Source organism: Marinifilum caeruleilacunae (assembly GCF_013141825.1).
Lineage (GTDB): Bacteria > Bacteroidota > Bacteroidia > Bacteroidales > Marinifilaceae > Marinifilum > Marinifilum caeruleilacunae.
This window is the reverse complement of the sequence record NZ_RZNH01000001.1, coordinates 105,325-123,504: the sequence shown is the minus strand read 5'-3', so window position 1 is coordinate 123,504 and position 18,180 is coordinate 105,325. Positions and strand designations below refer to the sequence as shown.

Genomic DNA, 18,180 nt, shown 5'->3' with positions numbered 1-18,180 from the left:
AGAATTAATCCACTGTTAAAATTAGTTTACCTCGTACCAAACCTTTTTCCAATTTTTCATGAGCAGCTTTGGCTTCATTCAATGGCATGCTTTCATATACAGGTTTAATTTTGCCCTCGTCTAGCCATTGGTAAAGTTCTTTCAATCCGCTATCTACCAATGGGTAATTGTTAAAGTATGTGGCATATAATTCAGAAAAAGAAATGCTTGGAGCTTTGCTGAAATTATTCATTAACTCTTGCAACAAATTAAATTCTCCCATACCTCCCAGAAAACCAAAAACAACGATATGTCCAAGTGGAGCTATCAATTCCAGGTCGTTTTTAATACTATCGCCAGCCACTGGATTGAATACATAGTTGATGCCGTTTTCGCCAACCGCTTTTTTTACCTGCTCCATCCAATTTTCATTGCTTGTATTAAAGGCAAAATCAGCGCCCATTTGTAAAGCATTTTCAACTTTTTCATCTCTGCGTTCCAAGGCCACAATTTTCAGATCCAATAATTTTGCAATCTGAATTAAAGCGGTACCAACACCACCCGATGCAGCATAAATTAAAGCCGTTTTTCCTGCCTCAACTTTGGCAACATTTTTTAGCATATGGTAAGCTGTGAAGTAATTGACAGGCAATACCGCAGCTTCCTGTAAATTTGCATCTTCGTTTAAAACAACCAGTTTATTGGCATCTACCAAAGCATATTCGGCATAAACCGAAGAACCAATTACACCTAGAAATGCAACTTTATCACCTTTTTGCAAATGCGTACCATTGGCATCCTCAATAATACCTGTTCCTTCAACTCCCGGAATAAAAGGCAGTTCAGGCATCATACCCGGAGGCATATTTCCTTCTCGTAAAATAGTATCGATAAAATTAACAGGTGCTGCATGAACTTTAATTAATACTTGTCCTTCTGTAGGAACAGGAGTTTGTACTTCTTTATATTGCAGTACTTCGGCACCGCCGTTTTTAGTAATTTGAATTGCTTTCATATCTATTTTATATTTTTTGCGATTGATTAATTCCAAGGTAATTCTTTCCCAAACTGTATCAACTTACCCGAGTATTCACCTGTAGAGTTGTCAATTAGGTTGATGATGTGTCCAGCAGCATCGTAAGGCGATTGAGCTTCGTGCATATTATCGAAAAATGGTCTGGAAGCATCGGTATCAACCAAACCCGGGCAAACAGAATAGATCTTTGTGTTTTTTTCAGGATGATTTACAGCTTCGTCTCTTGCTGCTACACGAGTTAAAGCTACTTGAGCAATTTTAGAAGGAATATTGATCCACTCTGGCCATCCTTTTTCTGAATCCTTTTCTGCTTTTACATCAATTACGTAATCTTGAATTACCTTGTTGATGTCTTTCAAGCTCATATTATCTGTATTAAATAGAGAATGAAGATTACCACCTAAATGTAAAAGTGAACCAAAGGCACTTGCTACTACCATAAATGTACCATTGGCTTTAAGGTTTGGTTGGAAATGTTTCAACATGTAGTAGGCTCCCATGTTATTGGTTTGAATAAAACCTTCTACCTGATCCTTATTCGCAAGCTCTTTAGACATACGTGCCGCAGCATTGGAGATCACTAAATCGATGCCACCATGTTTTTGAACAATGGCATTTTTTACTTCTTCAATGCTTTCCTCTTTGCTAACATCTAAACGAATGACTTCCAGTCGTGCATTTACTTTTTCGATTGATTTGATTGCTTCTTCACCTGCTTCCGGTCTGCGAACGCCCAGGTAAATGGTGTCATTCTCACCATATAATTCATTTAATTTTTGTAATAAACCAAAACCTAATCCTTGGTTGGCTCCTGTAATTAACGCAACTTTGTTCATATTATCTTTCTTATAATCTGATAATACAAAAGTAGGCTAGAATAGAGGGTGAGTGATAATACTAAAAAAGGGAGAAATGGTAATAATTAGCGATTCGATCGAAAAGCTCGTGGCGTAATTTGTGTGTGTTTCTTAAAGAATTTCCCAAAGTAGGTAGGTTCTGAGAAGTTCAGTCTGAAGCTGATTTCAGCGATATCAAAATCAGTATACAACAACATGTTTTTTGCTTCAAGCAGGATTCTTTCCGAAATGTGTTCTTTTGCCGTTTTACCGGTTTGGGCTTTAATCCTGTTGTTTAGATAATTTGCAGTGAGATTTAACTGTATGGCGTAAAACTCAACAGATTTCTCTTCAATAAAATGATTATTAACCAGTCTTTTGAAGTTATTAACCAATTGAATTTCACCAGGTATTGCTTTTTCAATGGTTTGGTGTTTTTTCTGAAGTAGTGCAGCTTTTTCAAGTAAGGCAAGTAATAGGGCTTTCACAACCTCTTGATTTCGACTTTCCGACTTGATCATCTTGAACAAGTTTACAAACTCCTTTTTATCAGTGCTGTTTAGATGAAACAAGTTATTCTCACTGCTTCTGAAAAAGGAAAAGTCTGAAACAACATCATTCTTTAGTGGCAAAAGAAACTCTGGCTTGAAGAATATCAGAAAACCAGTCATCGATTCTCCTCTTACAAAACTAAACACATGCTGAGGACCTTGAAAAAATATAATGTCTTCCTGATTGGCATGCTTATCCTGGTTGATCTGCATTTCACCTTCCTGCTGATTTTCAAGAAAGATGATTGAAAAAAAATCTCTACGATGTGCAGGAACCATTTTGCGGGTGCTTGGATAGGTTTCCTGGTGTGTGATGATATCAAAATGATCAGTAATAGGAGAGTGATCAAATCCAGTAAGTTGATATAGCTCTTGAATGTTCGAAATTTTTTGAATCATATATCACAGGGTAATAAGCTTAGATACTTACAAATATACCCATGTCATGCGAATTTATGACATGGGTATTCAATTCATTTTTTATTCATCCCAAACATTGGCTGCTGTGTAAGGACCACCAGCTACCTCCCAGAATTTCCCATCTACATATCTGCGGTCAATATTCAAGGCTGCCATTTCTTGCAACTCTTTTTCGCTTAGCGTGATATCGCGTGAAGCAAGATTTTGTTGCAGGCGAGCCGGATTTACCGATTTAGGAATTACTGAAATGCCTCTTTGTGCAATCCAGGCCAGAATTACCTGTGCCACAGTAATTTCTTTGGTTTTTGCAATGGCTTCAATACGTGAATCCTGCAGCAGAATGGGTTCATCTTTGCTTTTTAAGCCTTCCGGACGATCCGATGATCCCAAAGGTGAATAGGCAGTAACATGAATGTCATTCTTTCGGCAATAGTCTACCAACTGATTTTGCTGGAAATAGGGATGTAACTCAACCTGGTTCATTTCCGGTTTAATTGTTGCCACTTTCATCAGGGCTTTTAATTTCTTTACAGAAAAATTACTAACTCCAATATTTCTGCTCAATCCCAGTTCAACAGCTTTTTCCATACCAAGCCAGGTGTCGGCAATAGGTTGCTCTTCCAGTGAAAGGTAATCTTCGGCCTTCTGAGCTCCTGCAACATCCTTTTTAAAAGCAACGGGCCAGTGAATTAAGTACAAATCAAGATATTCCAATTGCAGGTCGGAAAGGGTCTGTTTCAAAGCAGGAACCACATTGTCTTTGCCATGATTGTTATTCCAAAGTTTAGATGTGATCCAAAGCTCCTCTCGCTGCACTACACCTTCTTTTATTAATTCGCTTATTGCCTGACCAATCTCTTTCTCATTGCCATAAATGGCAGCACAATCGATATGGCGATATCCCATCTTAACAGCTTCTTTTACTGCTGTATATACTTCTCCGGGAGCAGATTTCCAGGTGCCAAGTCCTAATATTGGCATTTGGTCTGCATTCTTATATTCTAAGCACTTCATTTTTATTTTTTTAGTTGAATTACCTGGTATTGCTTTCGCTGATTTTCAGGCAGATGAATTTGCGATGTCGTGAAATAAACATTGCCAGTCTGATCCATAGCAAATGAATCGGCCCAACGAATGATCTCATCTTTTACCTGTTTTTTAATTTCACCATTGCTTTGCAGAACATTAATAGAATTGTCCTCCAAACCCCCTAGCCATAGGTTTCCATCTTTATCGAACATCATTCCATCGGTAGCAGGTACTTTTTTTACCATTTCAACCTGGGCTGCAATTTGCTCATCCGATAAGTTCAAATCGCGCAATACTTTGGTAGAAATCCTGTACAAACTATGGCCTGTTAAAGCAATGTAGTACAAGAATTGCTTATCGGGAGAAAGGGCAATGCCATCGGAATGGACAGAGTTTTCCCATTTAACTCCATCGCAAACCAGGTGATCTACTTCACTTTCTGTAGAGAAGTGGAGGTCCAATACTCGCTTCGATTCACCCAATTGTAAATCCAAAACAATAAGAGCACCATTTCCTGAATCGGTCATGTAAGCAAATTGATTTTCGGTATCAATCCTAACATCATTAAAATAAGAATTGGGCTGGTAAACACCTTCAGGAAAGCTGTACATCTTTTCCATCTCATTGTTCTCCAGATTAAATACATACAATTTGGGACCTCCTTCCAAAACGCCCTGAAAAAGAGGATTTCGGGTATCCAAAACCCAAAGTTTGTTTTGCTCATCAACCACTACCGATTGAACCGCCTTAAAGGATTCGTTTTTTTCAGGATTATTCCATTCCGGGCTTGGAAAAGCAACAGTTTTGCCATCAATAATTTCTGCCACACTTACAGGAACATCATCCGACCATTTTGGAAAATTTACGAACAGACGGCCATTTTGGCTCACGGCAACTCCTGTCCATTGTTTATCCGATGAAGCAATTACTTCAATTTGTTTGTCTTGGTTCTGCTTTGCAGGTTTACAGGCCAGCATACTCAATAAAAAAGATGCTGTTATTAGGTATTTCCAACTCATAGTAATTGTTTTAAATAAATCATTGTGCGTTCATTCAAATTCAAACGAACTTTTACCATTTCTGCCAATGCAGGTTTTCAGGTTTCCATTTGTCTTTTGGCTTTTCTACTCCTGTAGGATAACCAATTGGAATAACATTTAACGGAACAATATGTTCTGGCAATTGCAGAATTTCCACTACCGATGCCATTCTGTCTTTTGCAGGGTAAGCGGCAGTCCATACAGCACCTAATCCCATCGATTCGGCAGCCAACAAAATGTTTTGAGTGGCAGCAGAACAGTCTTGAATCCAAAATTCCTGCTCCCAATCTTGTAATGCTTTGCTAAGATCACCACAAACGATAATGGCAGCGCTGGCTTTTTTGGTCATTTTAGCATAGGGAAGGGCATCGCCCAACTGATCCAGGGTGCTTCTATCGTCAATGGCAATAAAAGCCCAGGGTTGCTTGTTTACAGCAGTTGGAGCAGCCATTCCGGCTTTTACCAGGTTTTCCAGTTGTTCCTTGCTTACCTTCTCATCGGTATAATTTCTCACACTCTTTCTTTGGTGTATGATTTCCAATGTATGATTTTCTGAATTCATTTTTTGCTCAGTTTTTGAACTGAATTTTAAGATCAATAATAGCACACAGACTGCCAAAAGAATATTCACAATCTGTGCGGTTCCAATGTTTTTAATACTCATATACGATTTCTCTGATTATCTGATAAAGTGAGTGAATGCTTTCTTTTCAGGAGCTGGTGCTTCTACTGTTCCTTTGCCATTCTCTATAAGTTCCATTAGGTAAGCCATGTTTTTACCCAAAACTCTCATAATCTGAACCCCTTCTTCATCCTTGTGTACTTCACCTGGCATGGTTCCGTGTATCACATTCCAATAGTTTGAAGTAGGAATCATCATTTCAGAATAGTTCAGGTAGTTGTTCATTTCGTTGAATGCAGGCAATCCACCCGATCGGCGCACAGCAGCAATAGATGCACCAACTTTATGACGGAATAGGTTGCCGTTTACACCACTTACATAGAAAGCACGGTCCAGAAACGACTTCATACCGGCACCTAAAGCGGCATAGTGAACCGGCGATCCCAGCAGAATTCCGTCAGCTTCCTTCATCTTCTGAATCCAGTCATTTACATCATCATTTTTAATGATACATTTCTCATCCTGGTTTTTTGCACACATGTTACAAGCAGTACAAGCTTTCACATTTTTAATGCCTACCTGCAAAATTTCCGTTTCAATTCCTTTTGCTTCCAGCTGCTCACATACCAGACGAAGCGCATGATAGGTGTTGCCTTCCTTTTTAGGACTTCCGTTAATCGCTATAAGTTTCATATTCCTTACTGTTTTATTATTGATTTTTGAACTTGTTTCCTTCTTTCCAGGCATCGCCAACTCTTTCCCCAAGTTTGTAATAACCACGTTTTGGCATTTCAAATAATAGTGGCTTTACTTTGTTAAAGTCAATTTTCTCATTTTCGTCCAGTACGCTTTCACTAACGTATGTATTTACAACTTTCACAATGAAATTATCGTGATGTTCCGTATCATATACATCAATTACCTCACATTCCATTGTAATGGGTGATGACTTTATCATTGGAGCATTTTCTAAACTCCCTTCAAAATATTCAAATACATTTGATTTGTCAACATCTTTTCCAGATTTCATTCCAACAAAATCTGCCGGAATCATCATTGATTCTGAAACCATGTTTACAGAAAGAGTTCCATTCTTTTTAATACCCTGATTTGAATAATGTGACTTGCCGGAACTTAAAATCAGGCAATCGAAACCAATATTTCCGATGTGTGCTATGGCAATCCAGTTGACCTTACCATCTACTTTTGTGCCAACAACCGTTGTTGGTGTGGCATAGAGTGCAGCGTGATTTCCAATATTCTTTTTTGGGATATTGGTGTAGTCTGTTGGCTCCGAAGTATCGTTGCTTATGGTTGCTTCTTCTCGTTGGTTCATTTTTATCAATAAAACCACCAGAGAAAGTGCAAGAATAATATTTAGTGTTTTTTGAATGTTCATGATTTACATTTTGTTGGTCCAGTTTAAAATCTGACCGGTTGGACATACGAATCGACACCATGGACGAGGTGTGATGATTGAAATAACAAGACTGATTACGGCAATACAAATTACAGCCAGGGAAGCATGTTGAAAAATGAAGGCGGAAAATGGTTCATAATCAACAATATCGGAAGCCATTCCTAGCCAAAGGCTGAAGAAAACCGCCAGTGTAATAAAGCTTTGGCTATGTTTCAGAATCTTCATGAATTTCTGACTTGGATGGAACTTTTTCTTACTCAGTTTGCCTGCCAGTTCCTGGGCCGAACCAAAAGGGCAGACCCAATTGCAATAGAAAGATTTCTTTTTGAAAAACAGTGGCATGACAATAGCGAGAACCAGCATCAGAAATACAGCACTGCTTGTTAACAGATTCATACCATTGGCTGTCCATCCCAACAAAACATTAATGGAGATAAACTTACCGCACCAAAATCCTAAAATGGCAGTATTTAATACCAGTTGTAAGGTTCTCAAATGTTTATTTGATTTGGCTCGGAAAGAAACAAACACAGCTAGCAGAATCACAAGAATGGCCACTATACTCTTGGTATCGATTATCGAAAGCCAATTGGTTTTGTTACCGCCATTGCTAATGGCTTGCAAACTGTTTAGTATCGATCTGTTTATGGAACTGGAAGTCATAGTTGCACCAGACAATATATCTGGTTTTATGGATGACATTTCCTGGTAATCTTTGCCCATCCACTGATCGATTATTCCTTCGCTTTTTATGGAAGCAATAAAATCGGGTGTTTCATTATTTTCCAAAAGAAGAATGTTCTTAATCTTGTTGGAAGAATCGATCTGCAAAAGCAGGGGAGTAGGACCACCAAATCCATACACACCTTTGCTGAACGCAAGTGTATTGATCACCTTATCCCCGCCAAAATTTTCTCCTGTGATCCAGACTCCCTTTTTTTCTTCTTTTAAAATACCTTCACTAATTCCCAGTTTGCCCAATTGACTTGTAGTTGGGGCAATAATTTCAATTTCATCCTTTTCAGATGAAAATAAGTCTTCGGCTTTATGACCAAACAACTTTCCGTTGTAGGAAACTGCTGCCATAAAAAATAAAAGTAAGAGCACCGTGTTGGCGATGCTCTCCATAAATTTGTTCTGCATATGTGTTTTTTGATTGGATCTATCGTATTCTTAATGGATCTGGGGCAAAATTAACTTTTCAGCTCTTTGCTTTGATTGGTAACAGACACCTGTTATAGTTACACAAATGTGTATTTTAAAGATTCACAGATAAATAGTGTGCTGTTAATGAAAAGTTAATCCTTTAGTAGCTTCATAATGTCTGAATAGTGTAGCTTTTTGGCCAAATCGTATGGAGTCATTCCATCCCACGCTACAATAGAGGTATCTACACCAGCATCAATTAAAATTTTTGCCGTTTGGGTATGACCATGCCAAATGGCATCGTGCAGTGGGGTGTAGCCATTGGTAGGACCTTGTGCATTTTTAATTTTCTCAAAATCCGGATGTTTTACGATTAAGGCCATGATTTCGGGATTTCCCATATATGCTGCTTTGTGCGCAACAATTGCTTTCATGTATTCACCATCCGCAGTTAAATCGGCTCCATTGTTAATCATTTCTTTAAAGAGCTTAATTTTATTGTCTCTAGCTGCAACCAATGCAGCAGTGTGCTGGCCGGCACCAACCTCATTATTTGGAATTCTTAAATTTACATCTTCAGGTAAATTTTTAGGTGTTGTTTTATCAGCTTCAAATTTATCTTGCATATAAGAATTATACTTGGCAAAATAATTTTTGTAAATCGATTGGATTTCTTTGTCAATTTTATGATAATCATCATAACCCTTTGCGATAGCTGGAAATTGATCTGCGCGACGCCCAAACTGATCTTTCAAATTCGGATTAATATGTTCCAGACTCAAAAGATATTTTATCATTTCAGGGTTTTGATACCATGTTGCTACCATTAAAGGGGAAAAGCTATTGCTGGCAGCTTGTAAGTTAATGATGGCTTCGGCACCATTATCCACCAATGTTTTCATTACATCAACATTGCCTCCCTGGGCAGCAAAATGAAGCACACTTGTGCCTGTAAGAGGATCGAGAGTAAATAGATTAGCTCCCTTTTCAATCAAGTCTTTTACCAATTCAGCATTGCCATTTCCTGCAGCTTTCATTAAGGCTGTTAAATGTGTATCCTGATGCTTGATATCCTTCATATAGGCTTTATGCTGTGTTATCTGTAAAATATCTTTTTTGCGAATCAATTCTACATCCTGATGAATGATCATCTCAAAGTGCTGATTTTGTTTGCCAATCGCTTTCCATTCTACATCATAGCTGGCTTTCCAGCCATCTTTTTCGTTTCCGCTAACCTGGATATTTCGAAGTGCATGACTGTTCCATGTAATATTGTCTTCAACACCCTTGTACCACCTTTTAAAATCATCTTTTGATTTAATTGGAAAATCAGGAAAATGCATATCGACAGGCTCTGCAATATGCTCTAGATAGTAATCAACTTCTTTTTGATGGTCGAAGGCTGCGAACCATTGATAAATAAATGCGATTACATCATTCACACTATATTCAGTACGAGCTTTCTGATCGTAGTCTGATTTACCTTCAAGCTTGCTGGCAACATTTGTTTGAGCATTGCTTAGGAAACTTACAAATAGGATGATAGAGAGCGATATAGTTATTCTTTTGGTTAATGTGTTCATATGCTTATGGTTTTAATAGTTATGTACTGCGGTAAGGCCTCCATCAATTAGGATGTCCTGACCATTAATATAACTGGCATCAGAAGAGGCAAGAAAATACACCATGCCACTTATTTCTTCAGGTTTTCCAAAACGCTTTACCGGAACTTGCAGCTTGCGTGCCTGGGCTGCTTTTTCCCCCAGCATCTCTTCATTAAATTGTTCTGTATTGATATAGCCAGGACTAATGGCATTGATATTAATTCCTCTGTCTGCCAGTTCGATAGATAAAGATTTAACCAGGTGACTAATGGCAGCTTTTGTTGATCCATAAAGGGCAGAGGAGTATAAGCCCCGGTGATGTGTCCAGGAACTGTTCACAATAATTCTGCTGTTATCAGGCATAATTTTTAAAGCTTCCTGAATGAAGAAAAAAGTGCCCTTGTAGTTGACGTTCACCAACTTATCGAACTCATCTTCTGAAATTTCTGTTAATGGTTTAAAAATTCCAACTCCAACATTGGAGAACAAAATATCAATATGGCCGAACTTCTTTTGTATTTCAATCATTAATGCCTTTCGTTCTTCACTAATGGAAACATCGGAAGCAATGGTATATATGTTCGGATATTTTTGTTTTACTTCTTCTAATTTTTCGCGATTACGTCCAGTAATAATTACCTGGTCGCCATTTTCAGCAAATTTGATAGCGGTACTTAAGCCCATACCTGCTGATCCACCAGTAATTAAGATATTTCTTTTCATTCTTCGTGTTTTTTTATTTTGGGTAAAGATATTTGCAAGCTATGCTCAACACTTATACTAATTGAGGGAATAATGGTATTAATTAGCGATTACCATTGGGTCATTAACTTTCGCAATATATTTTTCGATTACAGGAAGTTGTTTTCCTTCTTCTTCTCTCATAATCCATACTTGTCGAATCGTATTATCAAGATAAGTACCATCTTTGAACAAACCACGCCAGCGTACATCAAAAGTGACCTGATATTTTCCATTAACAAGAAATTCCACGTTTATCTTCTCGATATTATGATCATCGGACTCCAAAAGATTATGAATCCATTGATGCCATTCTACGTAGTCCTTCCATGATCTAATTTGATAATCAGGAAAGTCCACGTAAATATTTTCATCAATAAAGGGTTTGAATTCATCTACATTAACATGTACATTTTCACAAGTAGCTCTTTCGTACATGGCAAATACCTTATACACAAAACTTTTGATGTCATTTCTGGTAAATTGTCGGTTTCTGACTTCTTTCATTAAAGTGACATAACCTACTGTTGGTTCCAGGTATTTGTCTTGTTTAATTTTATTATTCTGTGCACTCATCGTATTTGTGTTCATGGTAAATACTACAATTAGTAAGATAGGTTTGAAGTATTGTGTCATCGTTTTATTCATTGAAATTTATTATTTGACTGAAAATCAAAGCCATGATCTTAAAAAGTATGCGTTCCATATGAGTAATGATTATGCATAGAGAATGGTGTTTCTTCTGATGTTTGCATCAATTTAATGGCTTCAACCATTTTTATCCCTAGCTGTTTTGCGGACTCAATACCTTTGCTTAGCTCTTGCTCTGTGTTGTAAGCAGAAACAAAGCCAAGATTGGCTATTCCTTGTACAAGAAAGAAGTTGCTGATCGTATTGATTGCACCCATATGTCTTAAACTTCCAGCTGTGATAATTGATGCTCCAAGCTTATTTCCGTTTAAGGGTTGAACGGCATAACTTCGGTCAATTATGATTTTACATTGTGCGTTAACGTCATAGAAATATACAGGACTAACCATTAGAATTCCATCTGCAGCTTTCATTTTCTCATGAAGTTCAATCATATCATCTTTTAATATGCACTTGTGTTTATTCACACAAGCCATACAGCCCGCACATACTTGGTGTTTTTTGTTTCTTACATGATAGATCTCCACCTCAATACCATTTTCCTTCAAGGCATTGATGCTGTGTTGTGCCAATGCCAGACTCGAAGATTTTGCTCTTGGACTACATGAAATAACTAATACTTTCATTGATGTTATTTCACTTCGTAAACTTGCATGTCATTTTCACTCTCAAACCATGGAGACACTTGTGCAAAGAAATCTTCCATGTGCTTTGTTTTTAAATGAGCATCCAATGCTTCCTTTGATTCCCAACGCTCGAAAAGAAACAAATCATTCGATTTTTCGTCTTTTTGGTAGATTTCATATTCAATACATCCTTCTTCCTTATACACCAATTCGGATACAGACTTAAAAGCCGATAAAAAATCTTCCTTATGCTCACGTTTAGGTGAGGCTTTAACAGTTACAATGATCATTTTATAATGTTTTTATTGATTTTGATACAAAGCTATGGTTTCGATAATGCAAAGAGATTTGTAACACAGGCCTTTCTTAGTTACATAAATGTGTAAAATGCACGTTTAAAGAGAATTAAGCCTGTGTTAATGACTTGTTAAACTATTTACCAAGCAATTCACTCTTATGAATTTTCACCCACTCTCTAAAGCTGGTAGAAGGAGTACCTGTTACATAAGGCACATCATCTCTGATGGTTCCCATATAGGTCATTCGCCCATCTTGAATTTGATGCATAATGTCAACTGCATTTTTTGCGTAGGTAATTTCTATATCCGTTTTCCCGCTATTAAAAAGAGCTTCTAATTCTTCTGGTTCCCTGGTATCACAAGTAATTTTAGTGCCCAGTTCTTCGCTAAGAATTTCAGCAGCTTCATCGCCGTTTAAAGCTTCAGTGCTTAACCAATAAGATTTGCTCGCATGTTTCTTTTCACCTTCTTCCAATACTCTTGCAGCAACTCGAGCCGCATCATCCAGTGCAGTCCAACCCCAACGTGCTTTCCCCGAAAACATAACAAACTGATTGTCTACAATAGGGGTAACATGAAGTAAATTTTCCATGAAGTAATTGGGATGCAGGTTGGTCCAGGCAATTCCGCTGGCCTTAATATAAGTTTCGACCAGCTAGTGCCATGCAAAATGACCTTCGGTACAATCCCAATTGGCAAATATTCCCCAATGTACAATGTGCGATACGCCAGCCTTTACAGCAGCATCGGTTAATGTTTTGCTTTGTAGAAGCATATCTACGGTATATCCCGTTAAAATAAAAAGTCGGTCGATACCAGCTAATGCAATTCCAAAAGTTCTGGGTTCATTTAAATCCAGATAAACCGCATCTTTTCCTTCGCTCTGCCACCTGTTCACTTGCTCTTGTCTTCTGGAGCAATACCTCACATCAACCAAATTATTATTCTCCAGCTGCTCAACAATTAGGCTACCGGTTTGTCCGGTACAACCAACTACTAACACTTTTGCTTTCATGATTCTACTTACTTTTTTCGATTCAAAACACATGATACAGGGACAGTATCCCAGCATCGATTACAGGATACACACTTTAACTGATAGGATTGGTTTTTCTGCCATTTATTAACCAAATCCGGTTCAGCAATAAATGGTCTGGCCATGGAAAAGAATTCGATGTTTGAATCATTTAAGATCTCTTCCATAAGGTCTGGCGTTCTATTTCCTCCTACAAATGAAATTGGAGCTTTCACCTGCGATGAAATTTTGATGGCGGCCTCTTTATAGTATGATTGTGCTTCAGGCGACTTTAATTTAGTTCTAACAATAGGAAGATCTGGTTTCCCCGATAGACTTCCTGCACTTAGTTCGATTAAATCGATTCCTATCTCATCCAATCTCTGACAAAGCTGTTGAGCTTCTTTAAATGTCATTCCTTCACCATTTTCCAGTAAATCATCAAAGTTCATTTTAATCATTACGGGAAAATCGCTACCAACTCTGTTCTGTACTTCTTGAACAATCTCATAGACTAACTTTGCCCTGCCATGAATATCACCGCCATATTCATCGCTTCTTCTATTGAAATAAGGAGTGAGTAACATGCTCAAAAAGTAGCCATGTGCGGCATGAAATTGAACGGCATCATAACCAGCTTGCTTTGCACGGAATGCTGCATCTCCAAAAGCTTTGGTAATTCTCCGAAAATCTTCAATAGTTGCTTCTTTTGGTGTAATACCTGTCATTCGGTTTTGTATAGCAGAAGGTCCAATAAATTTCATAGATCCTGCATTGGGATGAGTGCTAGCTGAGCCTCCATACACAATTTGAAGTCCAATTTTGGAACCATTTTCATGTACAAGGGATGTTAACTTTTTATGCTCTTCAATCAAATCATCGCTGTAAATTCCCAGCATATGTGGGTTTGGCTGTTCTTCCTTCAGGATATAAGCATATCCCGTCATCACCAGTCCGGCACCTCCTTTAGCCAAATCTTCATAAATCTTTAGAGTTTGTTCGTTTATCTTACCATTATCCTCGGCAGCATTCATCCATGCTGCCGATCGGATAATTCTATTTTTAAGCTCTAAAGAGTTGATTTTTACAGGCTCAAATAATCGTTTCATAGAATATTAATTTAGGCTGCCCGATTGATGTTTACACTGAAAAATCTCACCAACAATCTTCCAATGGCCATCCAGCTTACTAAGTTTGAATTCATAGTTTCCTACTACTTCCCAAACGTTACCATCGGTTTTGTAGTGGGTTGACCTACCATAGCAAGTTAAAATTGCAGATTGTTCATCCATACTTCTTAAAAGCATATTGCCAATTTGGTGATGAACCGATTGAAATTGCTCCATAATTGGACGCCATGCCGAAACAATCTCATTTGGAGTCATCCTGTGCTCACTTTCATTTCCTTCCAACAGGTGAAGCATGCTAACTTCAGGGGCAAAAACCGATGCCAGGCCTTCCCAGTTGTGTTCGTCGTTGTACACAAACATTTTTGTTACAACATCTTCTATCTCTCTTCTCATAATTTGTTTTAAAAGCCAGGTGGAGGATGTAAAACCCTCCTTTATACTTACACTGTTTTTACTATATATTCGTGGATTTTTACTCTGCCATCGCGGGTAATTTCTACCTTCCAGTTTTCTTTGGCATTAATCTGTATGCTTTCTCCCTCGAAAGTTTCAGCTTTTAATTTCACCGCCAGGTCAACATCAAAATGACCATTGTTTGCTGATACATTAATGGATTCGATGCGGTGTTCATTATTCGGTTTAATGTTTTTCTTCATGTTTGCATACCACTGGCTGAATCCTTCATGCCCAATAAATTCTCCTTCCGGAAACTGAAGTTTGGCACCATTGGCAATGTAATTGTTGAAATAGCCATCGTCAGCCATCAGGTCGAAATGTTCAAACCAGTCTTTTGCAAACTTTTTAATTTTGTTTTCCGGATTTTCATTTGCCAGGGCATCTAATCTTTCTACTAATCTTTGAACCTGAACATCAGATTTTTCCTCTACAGCTTCCTTGGTGTTGTAAACGCCAGGAATGTAAACCATTCCATGTTCGTAAACCGGTTCCAGGTAATTCATTTGTGCCAAATAGGCCGATTGTTCCATTGGTTTCAAAAAATCAGGAATTCTAAAATGATTGTAGCCCAAAGGAGAGTAGGCATCATCAGGACCACCAATGGTGAAGCTTAGCATGAAATTTTTTCCTTTTAATTTATCTCCTTCAGGACCATAGGCAAAATTGAAATTGAATACTTCGTCGAACCACACCTTTAAAATGGCTGGCATGTTGTACCAATAGAAAGGATATTGAAAAATTACGGTATCAGCATCAATTAATGCGTTTTGCTCTGCTTTAATATCAATTTTGTAGTCAGGGTATAAGTTAAAGATATCTCTGACTTCCAGCTTTTCAACTTTTGCTGATAATTGTTCTGCAATTCTTTTGTTTGCAATGGATTCATCCAGATTTGGATGTGCTAAAATTACAAGTGTCTTCATATTTTTATTTTCTTAGTTGTACATACAATAAAATGGATAAAAGTAAAAATATTTACATTAGTTGTACATACAAATTATATATTAAAAAATAAAGGATTTTACTCCTTTAATATTGTATTTGCTTTGTGGATATCTGCTGTCAGTTTCACGGCAAAATCTTTGCCCATCACTTCACAGTAATTATCGAATAGTATGCTTAAAGCCTGGTTAATCGATTTCTTTAGGCTCTTGCCACTTTCAGTAGGGTAGATATAAACCGATCTTCCTTCCTGCACTCTCTCTACATATCCTTTTTGCATCAATTTATCGATAAAGCGGGTCATGGTAGATGCTTTTAAATTCATGCGATCGCTTAATATGTTTTGACTTAAGCCTGGCTCTTCGATGAGCAATAGCATTAAATGTGCATAAGATGGCGCCAGGCCAGTAATTTTAAATGCATCTTCAGCCATTTCATTAACTTGTCGGGCCAGTGAATTTGCCGTAAAATACAGGCAGCATTCGTGATATGTGTTGCAAGATTCGCTCATTTTTTATCCTTTTGATGTGACAAATATATAGACATTAGTTGTACATACAAATAAAATATATACTTTTTTGGATCTTTTAACAATTTAGGATCATATTTAGAGGAGCTTACTCGATATCAAACCCATTATAAGTCTCAAATTTCCAAATTTCTACCACTTTTCCAATTGCCAGTTCATAAGGCTTGTAATTTCGGTTGGTCGATACCAAAAGAAGACTCTGGTTTTTCTCAAGTTGCTTGTATACTACTTTAAAAACGATTCCGTCATCTTGTGTAACAATAATACAAGGCGTACCATCTTTAATACTTTCCCAGTTTTGAATGTAGGAAGCCGTAACCCATGATCCTTCAGGAATTGGAAGCATTGAATCTCCTTCAATTTGAAAGCTTCGATAGGTTTTATCCTTTGGCAAAAAAGGAAGCGAGAATTTTGGCAGCGATTCGATAAAATCCAAGTCGCCATAGCTGTTTGTATATCCTGCCTGGGCTTTTAAAGGAACCATTTCAATGTTTTCATCTCCATTCTGGTTTACCGATATGGTAAGCAGTCGAAGTTTCTTTCCTGTTACATCGATGTCGAATCCATCTTCGATCTGCGAAAGCTGAAATTCCGATAATTCCTGCAAATTATACCTTATTAATGCATCAATGGATACATTAAAGTATTCGGCAAATTTCACCAGTACTTTAAAAGGGGGCTGAACATTTTTTTCGTAGCCGGCCAGTGTGGTTCGTGTAATCTCCAATTGCTCAGCCAAATCGGCCTGAGATTTCTTTCTTCTCTTGCGAAGAAACTTGATATTTTCTGCAAAAAACATGCTTTTTTCTTTCAAATATACGAACAATAGACTAAATTATTGACAGGATTATGACGAAAATATCGACATTTAATGAAAAGGACAATATTACATATGGATTTAGACACATTTTTTGTGTCGTGTGAGAGGTTGTTGGACAGTAGGTTGAACAACCGACCGGTATTGATTGGGGGAACATCAGACAGGGGAGTAGTAGCAGCTTGCTCTTACGAAGCGCGTACCTATGGCATTCATTCGGCCATGCCCATGAAAATGGCTCGAATGCTTTGTCCCGAAGCTGTAGTAATTAGGGGGAATAGCGGAACTTACAGTAAATTTTCCGACCAGGTAACGGAAATCATTCGGGAGCGTTCGCCTTTGTTCGAAAAATCATCTATCGATGAGTTTTATATGGACATTACAGGCATGGATCGTTTTGTGAAGGAGAGCTACCTGTGGTCAAAAGAACTTAGAGACAAGATTATAAAAGAAACGCATTTGCCCATTTCTTTTGGTTTATCAACCAGTAAAACGGTATCTAAGGTGGGAACGGGCGAGGCCAAGCCCAATAATCATATCAATATTAACAGTGGCGAAGAGATGCCTTTTTTGGCCCCGCTTTCCATTAAAAAAATTCCGATGGTGGGCGATAAAACTTACCACAAGTTGCGAAGCATGGGAATCGAAAAAGTGCGAACCGTACAAGAAATGCCTATGGAGTTAATGGAACGGGTGCTGGGGAAAAACGGACAAGTGATTTGGAAAAAAGCACAAGGTATCGATAACACTCCTGTGATTGCCTGGAACGAGAGAAAATCGATATCTACAGAACGAACTTTTGAACGAGATACCACCGATGTTGTGAAACTGCGCAGTATTTTGGTTGCAATGGCCGAAAATATGGCTTACCAGCTTCGAAATGGAAACAAACTAACTGCTTGTGTGACGGTTAAGATTCGTTATTCCGATTTTCAAACCTACACCAAACAGAAGCGAATTCCCTACACATCGCTCGATCATACGCTAATCGCTACAGTGCTCGACCTCTTCGATAAAATGTATGAACGCCGGGTTTTGATCCGACTCATCGGGGTTCGCTTTAGCAATTTGGTAGGCGGAACTTACCAGATTCGCCTGTTCGAAGACTCTGAAAAACTCATTAAACTGTACCAAAAAATGGATCATTTGCGAAACCGATTTGGAAAAAATGCAGTGAAACGAGCCATAGGAATGGATGTAAAAACCATTGGAGGAATGAATCCTTTTAACGGACAAGCACCAATTATTCCTGCTCATCGCCGACAGTAGTATCAATTAATAATTAAGAATG

22 protein-coding genes are annotated in these 18,180 nt (G+C 38.0%); 1 reads left to right on the top strand and 21 read right to left on the bottom strand.

What is annotated here, in order from left to right; genetic code table 11:
* Window positions 1–4: 4 nt before the first annotated feature.
* The 21 genes from ELS83_RS00600 to ELS83_RS00500 form a co-directional block, all read right to left on the bottom strand.
* Window positions 5–994 carry a quinone oxidoreductase family protein gene (locus ELS83_RS00600; protein ID WP_171593556.1) on the bottom strand — a complete coding sequence of 330 codons (990 nt, stop codon included), beginning with the start codon at window positions 992–994 and terminating at the stop codon, window positions 5–7.
* A gap of 26 nt (window positions 995–1,020) precedes the next feature.
* On the bottom strand, window positions 1,021–1,851 hold the full coding sequence (locus ELS83_RS00595; protein WP_171593555.1) for an SDR family NAD(P)-dependent oxidoreductase: 831 nt from the start codon (window positions 1,849–1,851) through the stop codon (window positions 1,021–1,023).
* Between the two features lie 86 nt (window positions 1,852–1,937).
* Entirely contained in the window at window positions 1,938–2,801 is an 864-nt protein-coding gene (locus ELS83_RS00590; RefSeq protein WP_171593554.1) for a helix-turn-helix domain-containing protein, read from the bottom strand.
* An 81-nt stretch (window positions 2,802–2,882) separates the two neighbouring features.
* The gene (locus tag ELS83_RS00585) at window positions 2,883–3,836 is read right to left on the bottom strand and encodes an aldo/keto reductase (RefSeq protein WP_171593553.1); all 954 of its coding nucleotides are present in this window, start codon (window positions 3,834–3,836) and stop codon (window positions 2,883–2,885) included.
* A 2-nt stretch (window positions 3,837–3,838) separates the two neighbouring features.
* Window positions 3,839–4,870: an L-dopachrome tautomerase-related protein gene (locus ELS83_RS00580; RefSeq protein WP_171593552.1), complete on the bottom strand. Its 1,032-nt coding sequence runs from the start codon at window positions 4,868–4,870 to the stop codon at window positions 3,839–3,841.
* Window positions 4,871–4,922: 52 nt separating this feature from the next.
* Window positions 4,923–5,555, bottom strand: coding sequence for a nitroreductase family protein (locus ELS83_RS00575; protein ID WP_171593551.1), 633 nt, complete (start codon window positions 5,553–5,555; stop codon window positions 4,923–4,925).
* 15 nt (window positions 5,556–5,570) lie between these two features.
* Entirely contained in the window at window positions 5,571–6,206 is a 636-nt protein-coding gene (locus ELS83_RS00570; RefSeq protein ID WP_171593550.1) for a flavodoxin family protein, read from the bottom strand.
* 16 nt (window positions 6,207–6,222) lie between these two features.
* Entirely contained in the window at window positions 6,223–6,912 is a 690-nt protein-coding gene (locus ELS83_RS00565; RefSeq protein WP_171593549.1) for a flavin reductase family protein, read from the bottom strand.
* A gap of 3 nt (window positions 6,913–6,915) precedes the next feature.
* Complete coding sequence (locus ELS83_RS00560) at window positions 6,916–8,076, bottom strand: FMN-binding protein (protein WP_171593548.1); 1,161 nt, start codon at window positions 8,074–8,076, stop codon at window positions 6,916–6,918.
* Between the two features lie 155 nt (window positions 8,077–8,231).
* On the bottom strand, window positions 8,232–9,662 hold the full coding sequence (locus ELS83_RS00555) for an ankyrin repeat domain-containing protein (protein WP_171593547.1): 1,431 nt from the start codon (window positions 9,660–9,662) through the stop codon (window positions 8,232–8,234).
* A gap of 12 nt (window positions 9,663–9,674) precedes the next feature.
* Complete coding sequence (locus ELS83_RS00550) at window positions 9,675–10,406, bottom strand: SDR family NAD(P)-dependent oxidoreductase (RefSeq protein WP_171593546.1); 732 nt, start codon at window positions 10,404–10,406, stop codon at window positions 9,675–9,677.
* Between the two features lie 78 nt (window positions 10,407–10,484).
* On the bottom strand, window positions 10,485–11,072 hold the full coding sequence (locus ELS83_RS22055) for a hypothetical protein (protein WP_216616272.1): 588 nt from the start codon (window positions 11,070–11,072) through the stop codon (window positions 10,485–10,487).
* A gap of 38 nt (window positions 11,073–11,110) precedes the next feature.
* Window positions 11,111–11,701 carry a flavodoxin family protein gene (locus ELS83_RS00540; protein ID WP_171593545.1) on the bottom strand — a complete coding sequence of 197 codons (591 nt, stop codon included), beginning with the start codon at window positions 11,699–11,701 and terminating at the stop codon, window positions 11,111–11,113.
* 5 nt (window positions 11,702–11,706) lie between these two features.
* Complete coding sequence (locus tag ELS83_RS00535) at window positions 11,707–11,991, bottom strand: putative quinol monooxygenase (RefSeq protein ID WP_171593544.1); 285 nt, start codon at window positions 11,989–11,991, stop codon at window positions 11,707–11,709.
* A 142-nt stretch (window positions 11,992–12,133) separates the two neighbouring features.
* Window positions 12,134–12,592, bottom strand: a complete 459-nt coding sequence (locus ELS83_RS00530; protein ID WP_249414385.1) for a Rossmann-fold NAD(P)-binding domain-containing protein — start codon at window positions 12,590–12,592, stop codon at window positions 12,134–12,136.
* Between the two features lie 63 nt (window positions 12,593–12,655).
* Window positions 12,656–13,015 carry an SDR family oxidoreductase gene (locus ELS83_RS00525; RefSeq protein ID WP_171593543.1) on the bottom strand — a complete coding sequence of 120 codons (360 nt, stop codon included), beginning with the start codon at window positions 13,013–13,015 and terminating at the stop codon, window positions 12,656–12,658.
* 8 nt (window positions 13,016–13,023) lie between these two features.
* Window positions 13,024–14,124, bottom strand: a complete 1,101-nt coding sequence (locus tag ELS83_RS00520; protein WP_171593542.1) for an NADH:flavin oxidoreductase — start codon at window positions 14,122–14,124, stop codon at window positions 13,024–13,026.
* Window positions 14,125–14,130: 6 nt separating this feature from the next.
* A complete protein-coding gene (locus ELS83_RS00515) occupies window positions 14,131–14,538 on the bottom strand; it encodes a nuclear transport factor 2 family protein (protein ID WP_171593541.1) in 408 nt (135 codons plus the stop codon).
* A 47-nt stretch (window positions 14,539–14,585) separates the two neighbouring features.
* Complete coding sequence (locus ELS83_RS00510) at window positions 14,586–15,524, bottom strand: NAD(P)H-dependent oxidoreductase (RefSeq protein ID WP_171593540.1); 939 nt, start codon at window positions 15,522–15,524, stop codon at window positions 14,586–14,588.
* 98 nt (window positions 15,525–15,622) lie between these two features.
* Window positions 15,623–16,054 (bottom strand): MarR family winged helix-turn-helix transcriptional regulator, encoded by a 432-nt coding sequence (locus ELS83_RS00505; RefSeq protein WP_171593539.1) that lies wholly within the window; start codon window positions 16,052–16,054, stop codon window positions 15,623–15,625.
* A gap of 106 nt (window positions 16,055–16,160) precedes the next feature.
* A complete protein-coding gene (locus ELS83_RS00500) occupies window positions 16,161–16,871 on the bottom strand; it encodes an XRE family transcriptional regulator (protein ID WP_171593538.1) in 711 nt (236 codons plus the stop codon).
* Window positions 16,872–16,943: 72 nt separating this feature from the next.
* Here ELS83_RS00500 and dinB point away from each other — a divergent pair, with 72 nt between their 5' ends.
* Window positions 16,944–18,158, top strand: coding sequence for a DNA polymerase IV (dinB, locus tag ELS83_RS00495; RefSeq protein WP_171593537.1), 1,215 nt, complete (start codon window positions 16,944–16,946; stop codon window positions 18,156–18,158).
* Window positions 18,159–18,180: the final 22 nt, after the last annotated feature.

Bases quoted from the DNA above. Each gene is read 5' to 3' on its own strand.
- ELS83_RS00600 (WP_171593556.1), bottom strand. From the start codon at position 994: ATGAAAGCAATTCAAATTACTAAAAACGGCGGTGCCGAAGTACTGCAA.
- ELS83_RS00595 (WP_171593555.1), bottom strand. From the start codon at position 1,851: ATGAACAAAGTTGCGTTAATTACAGGAGCCAACCAAGGATTAGGTTTT.
- ELS83_RS00590 (WP_171593554.1), bottom strand. From the start codon at position 2,801: ATGATTCAAAAAATTTCGAACATTCAAGAGCTATATCAACTTACTGGA.
- ELS83_RS00585 (WP_171593553.1), bottom strand. From the start codon at position 3,836: ATGAAGTGCTTAGAATATAAGAATGCAGACCAAATGCCAATATTAGGA.
- ELS83_RS00580 (WP_171593552.1), bottom strand. From the start codon at position 4,870: ATGAGTTGGAAATACCTAATAACAGCATCTTTTTTATTGAGTATGCTG.
- ELS83_RS00575 (WP_171593551.1), bottom strand. From the start codon at position 5,555: ATGAGTATTAAAAACATTGGAACCGCACAGATTGTGAATATTCTTTTG.
- ELS83_RS00570 (WP_171593550.1), bottom strand. From the start codon at position 6,206: ATGAAACTTATAGCGATTAACGGAAGTCCTAAAAAGGAAGGCAACACC.
- ELS83_RS00565 (WP_171593549.1), bottom strand. From the start codon at position 6,912: ATGAACATTCAAAAAACACTAAATATTATTCTTGCACTTTCTCTGGTG.
- ELS83_RS00560 (WP_171593548.1), bottom strand. From the start codon at position 8,076: ATGCAGAACAAATTTATGGAGAGCATCGCCAACACGGTGCTCTTACTT.
- ELS83_RS00555 (WP_171593547.1), bottom strand. From the start codon at position 9,662: ATGAACACATTAACCAAAAGAATAACTATATCGCTCTCTATCATCCTA.
- ELS83_RS00550 (WP_171593546.1), bottom strand. From the start codon at position 10,406: ATGAAAAGAAATATCTTAATTACTGGTGGATCAGCAGGTATGGGCTTA.
- ELS83_RS22055 (WP_216616272.1), bottom strand. From the start codon at position 11,072: ATGAATAAAACGATGACACAATACTTCAAACCTATCTTACTAATTGTA.
- ELS83_RS00540 (WP_171593545.1), bottom strand. From the start codon at position 11,701: ATGAAAGTATTAGTTATTTCATGTAGTCCAAGAGCAAAATCTTCGAGT.
- ELS83_RS00535 (WP_171593544.1), bottom strand. From the start codon at position 11,991: ATGATCATTGTAACTGTTAAAGCCTCACCTAAACGTGAGCATAAGGAA.
- ELS83_RS00530 (WP_249414385.1), bottom strand. From the start codon at position 12,592: ATGGAAAATTTACTTCATGTTACCCCTATTGTAGACAATCAGTTTGTT.
- ELS83_RS00525 (WP_171593543.1), bottom strand. From the start codon at position 13,015: ATGAAAGCAAAAGTGTTAGTAGTTGGTTGTACCGGACAAACCGGTAGC.
- ELS83_RS00520 (WP_171593542.1), bottom strand. From the start codon at position 14,124: ATGAAACGATTATTTGAGCCTGTAAAAATCAACTCTTTAGAGCTTAAA.
- ELS83_RS00515 (WP_171593541.1), bottom strand. From the start codon at position 14,538: ATGAGAAGAGAGATAGAAGATGTTGTAACAAAAATGTTTGTGTACAAC.
- ELS83_RS00510 (WP_171593540.1), bottom strand. From the start codon at position 15,524: ATGAAGACACTTGTAATTTTAGCACATCCAAATCTGGATGAATCCATT.
- ELS83_RS00505 (WP_171593539.1), bottom strand. From the start codon at position 16,054: ATGAGCGAATCTTGCAACACATATCACGAATGCTGCCTGTATTTTACG.
- ELS83_RS00500 (WP_171593538.1), bottom strand. From the start codon at position 16,871: ATGTTTTTTGCAGAAAATATCAAGTTTCTTCGCAAGAGAAGAAAGAAA.
- dinB (WP_171593537.1), top strand. From the start codon at position 16,944: ATGAAAAGGACAATATTACATATGGATTTAGACACATTTTTTGTGTCG.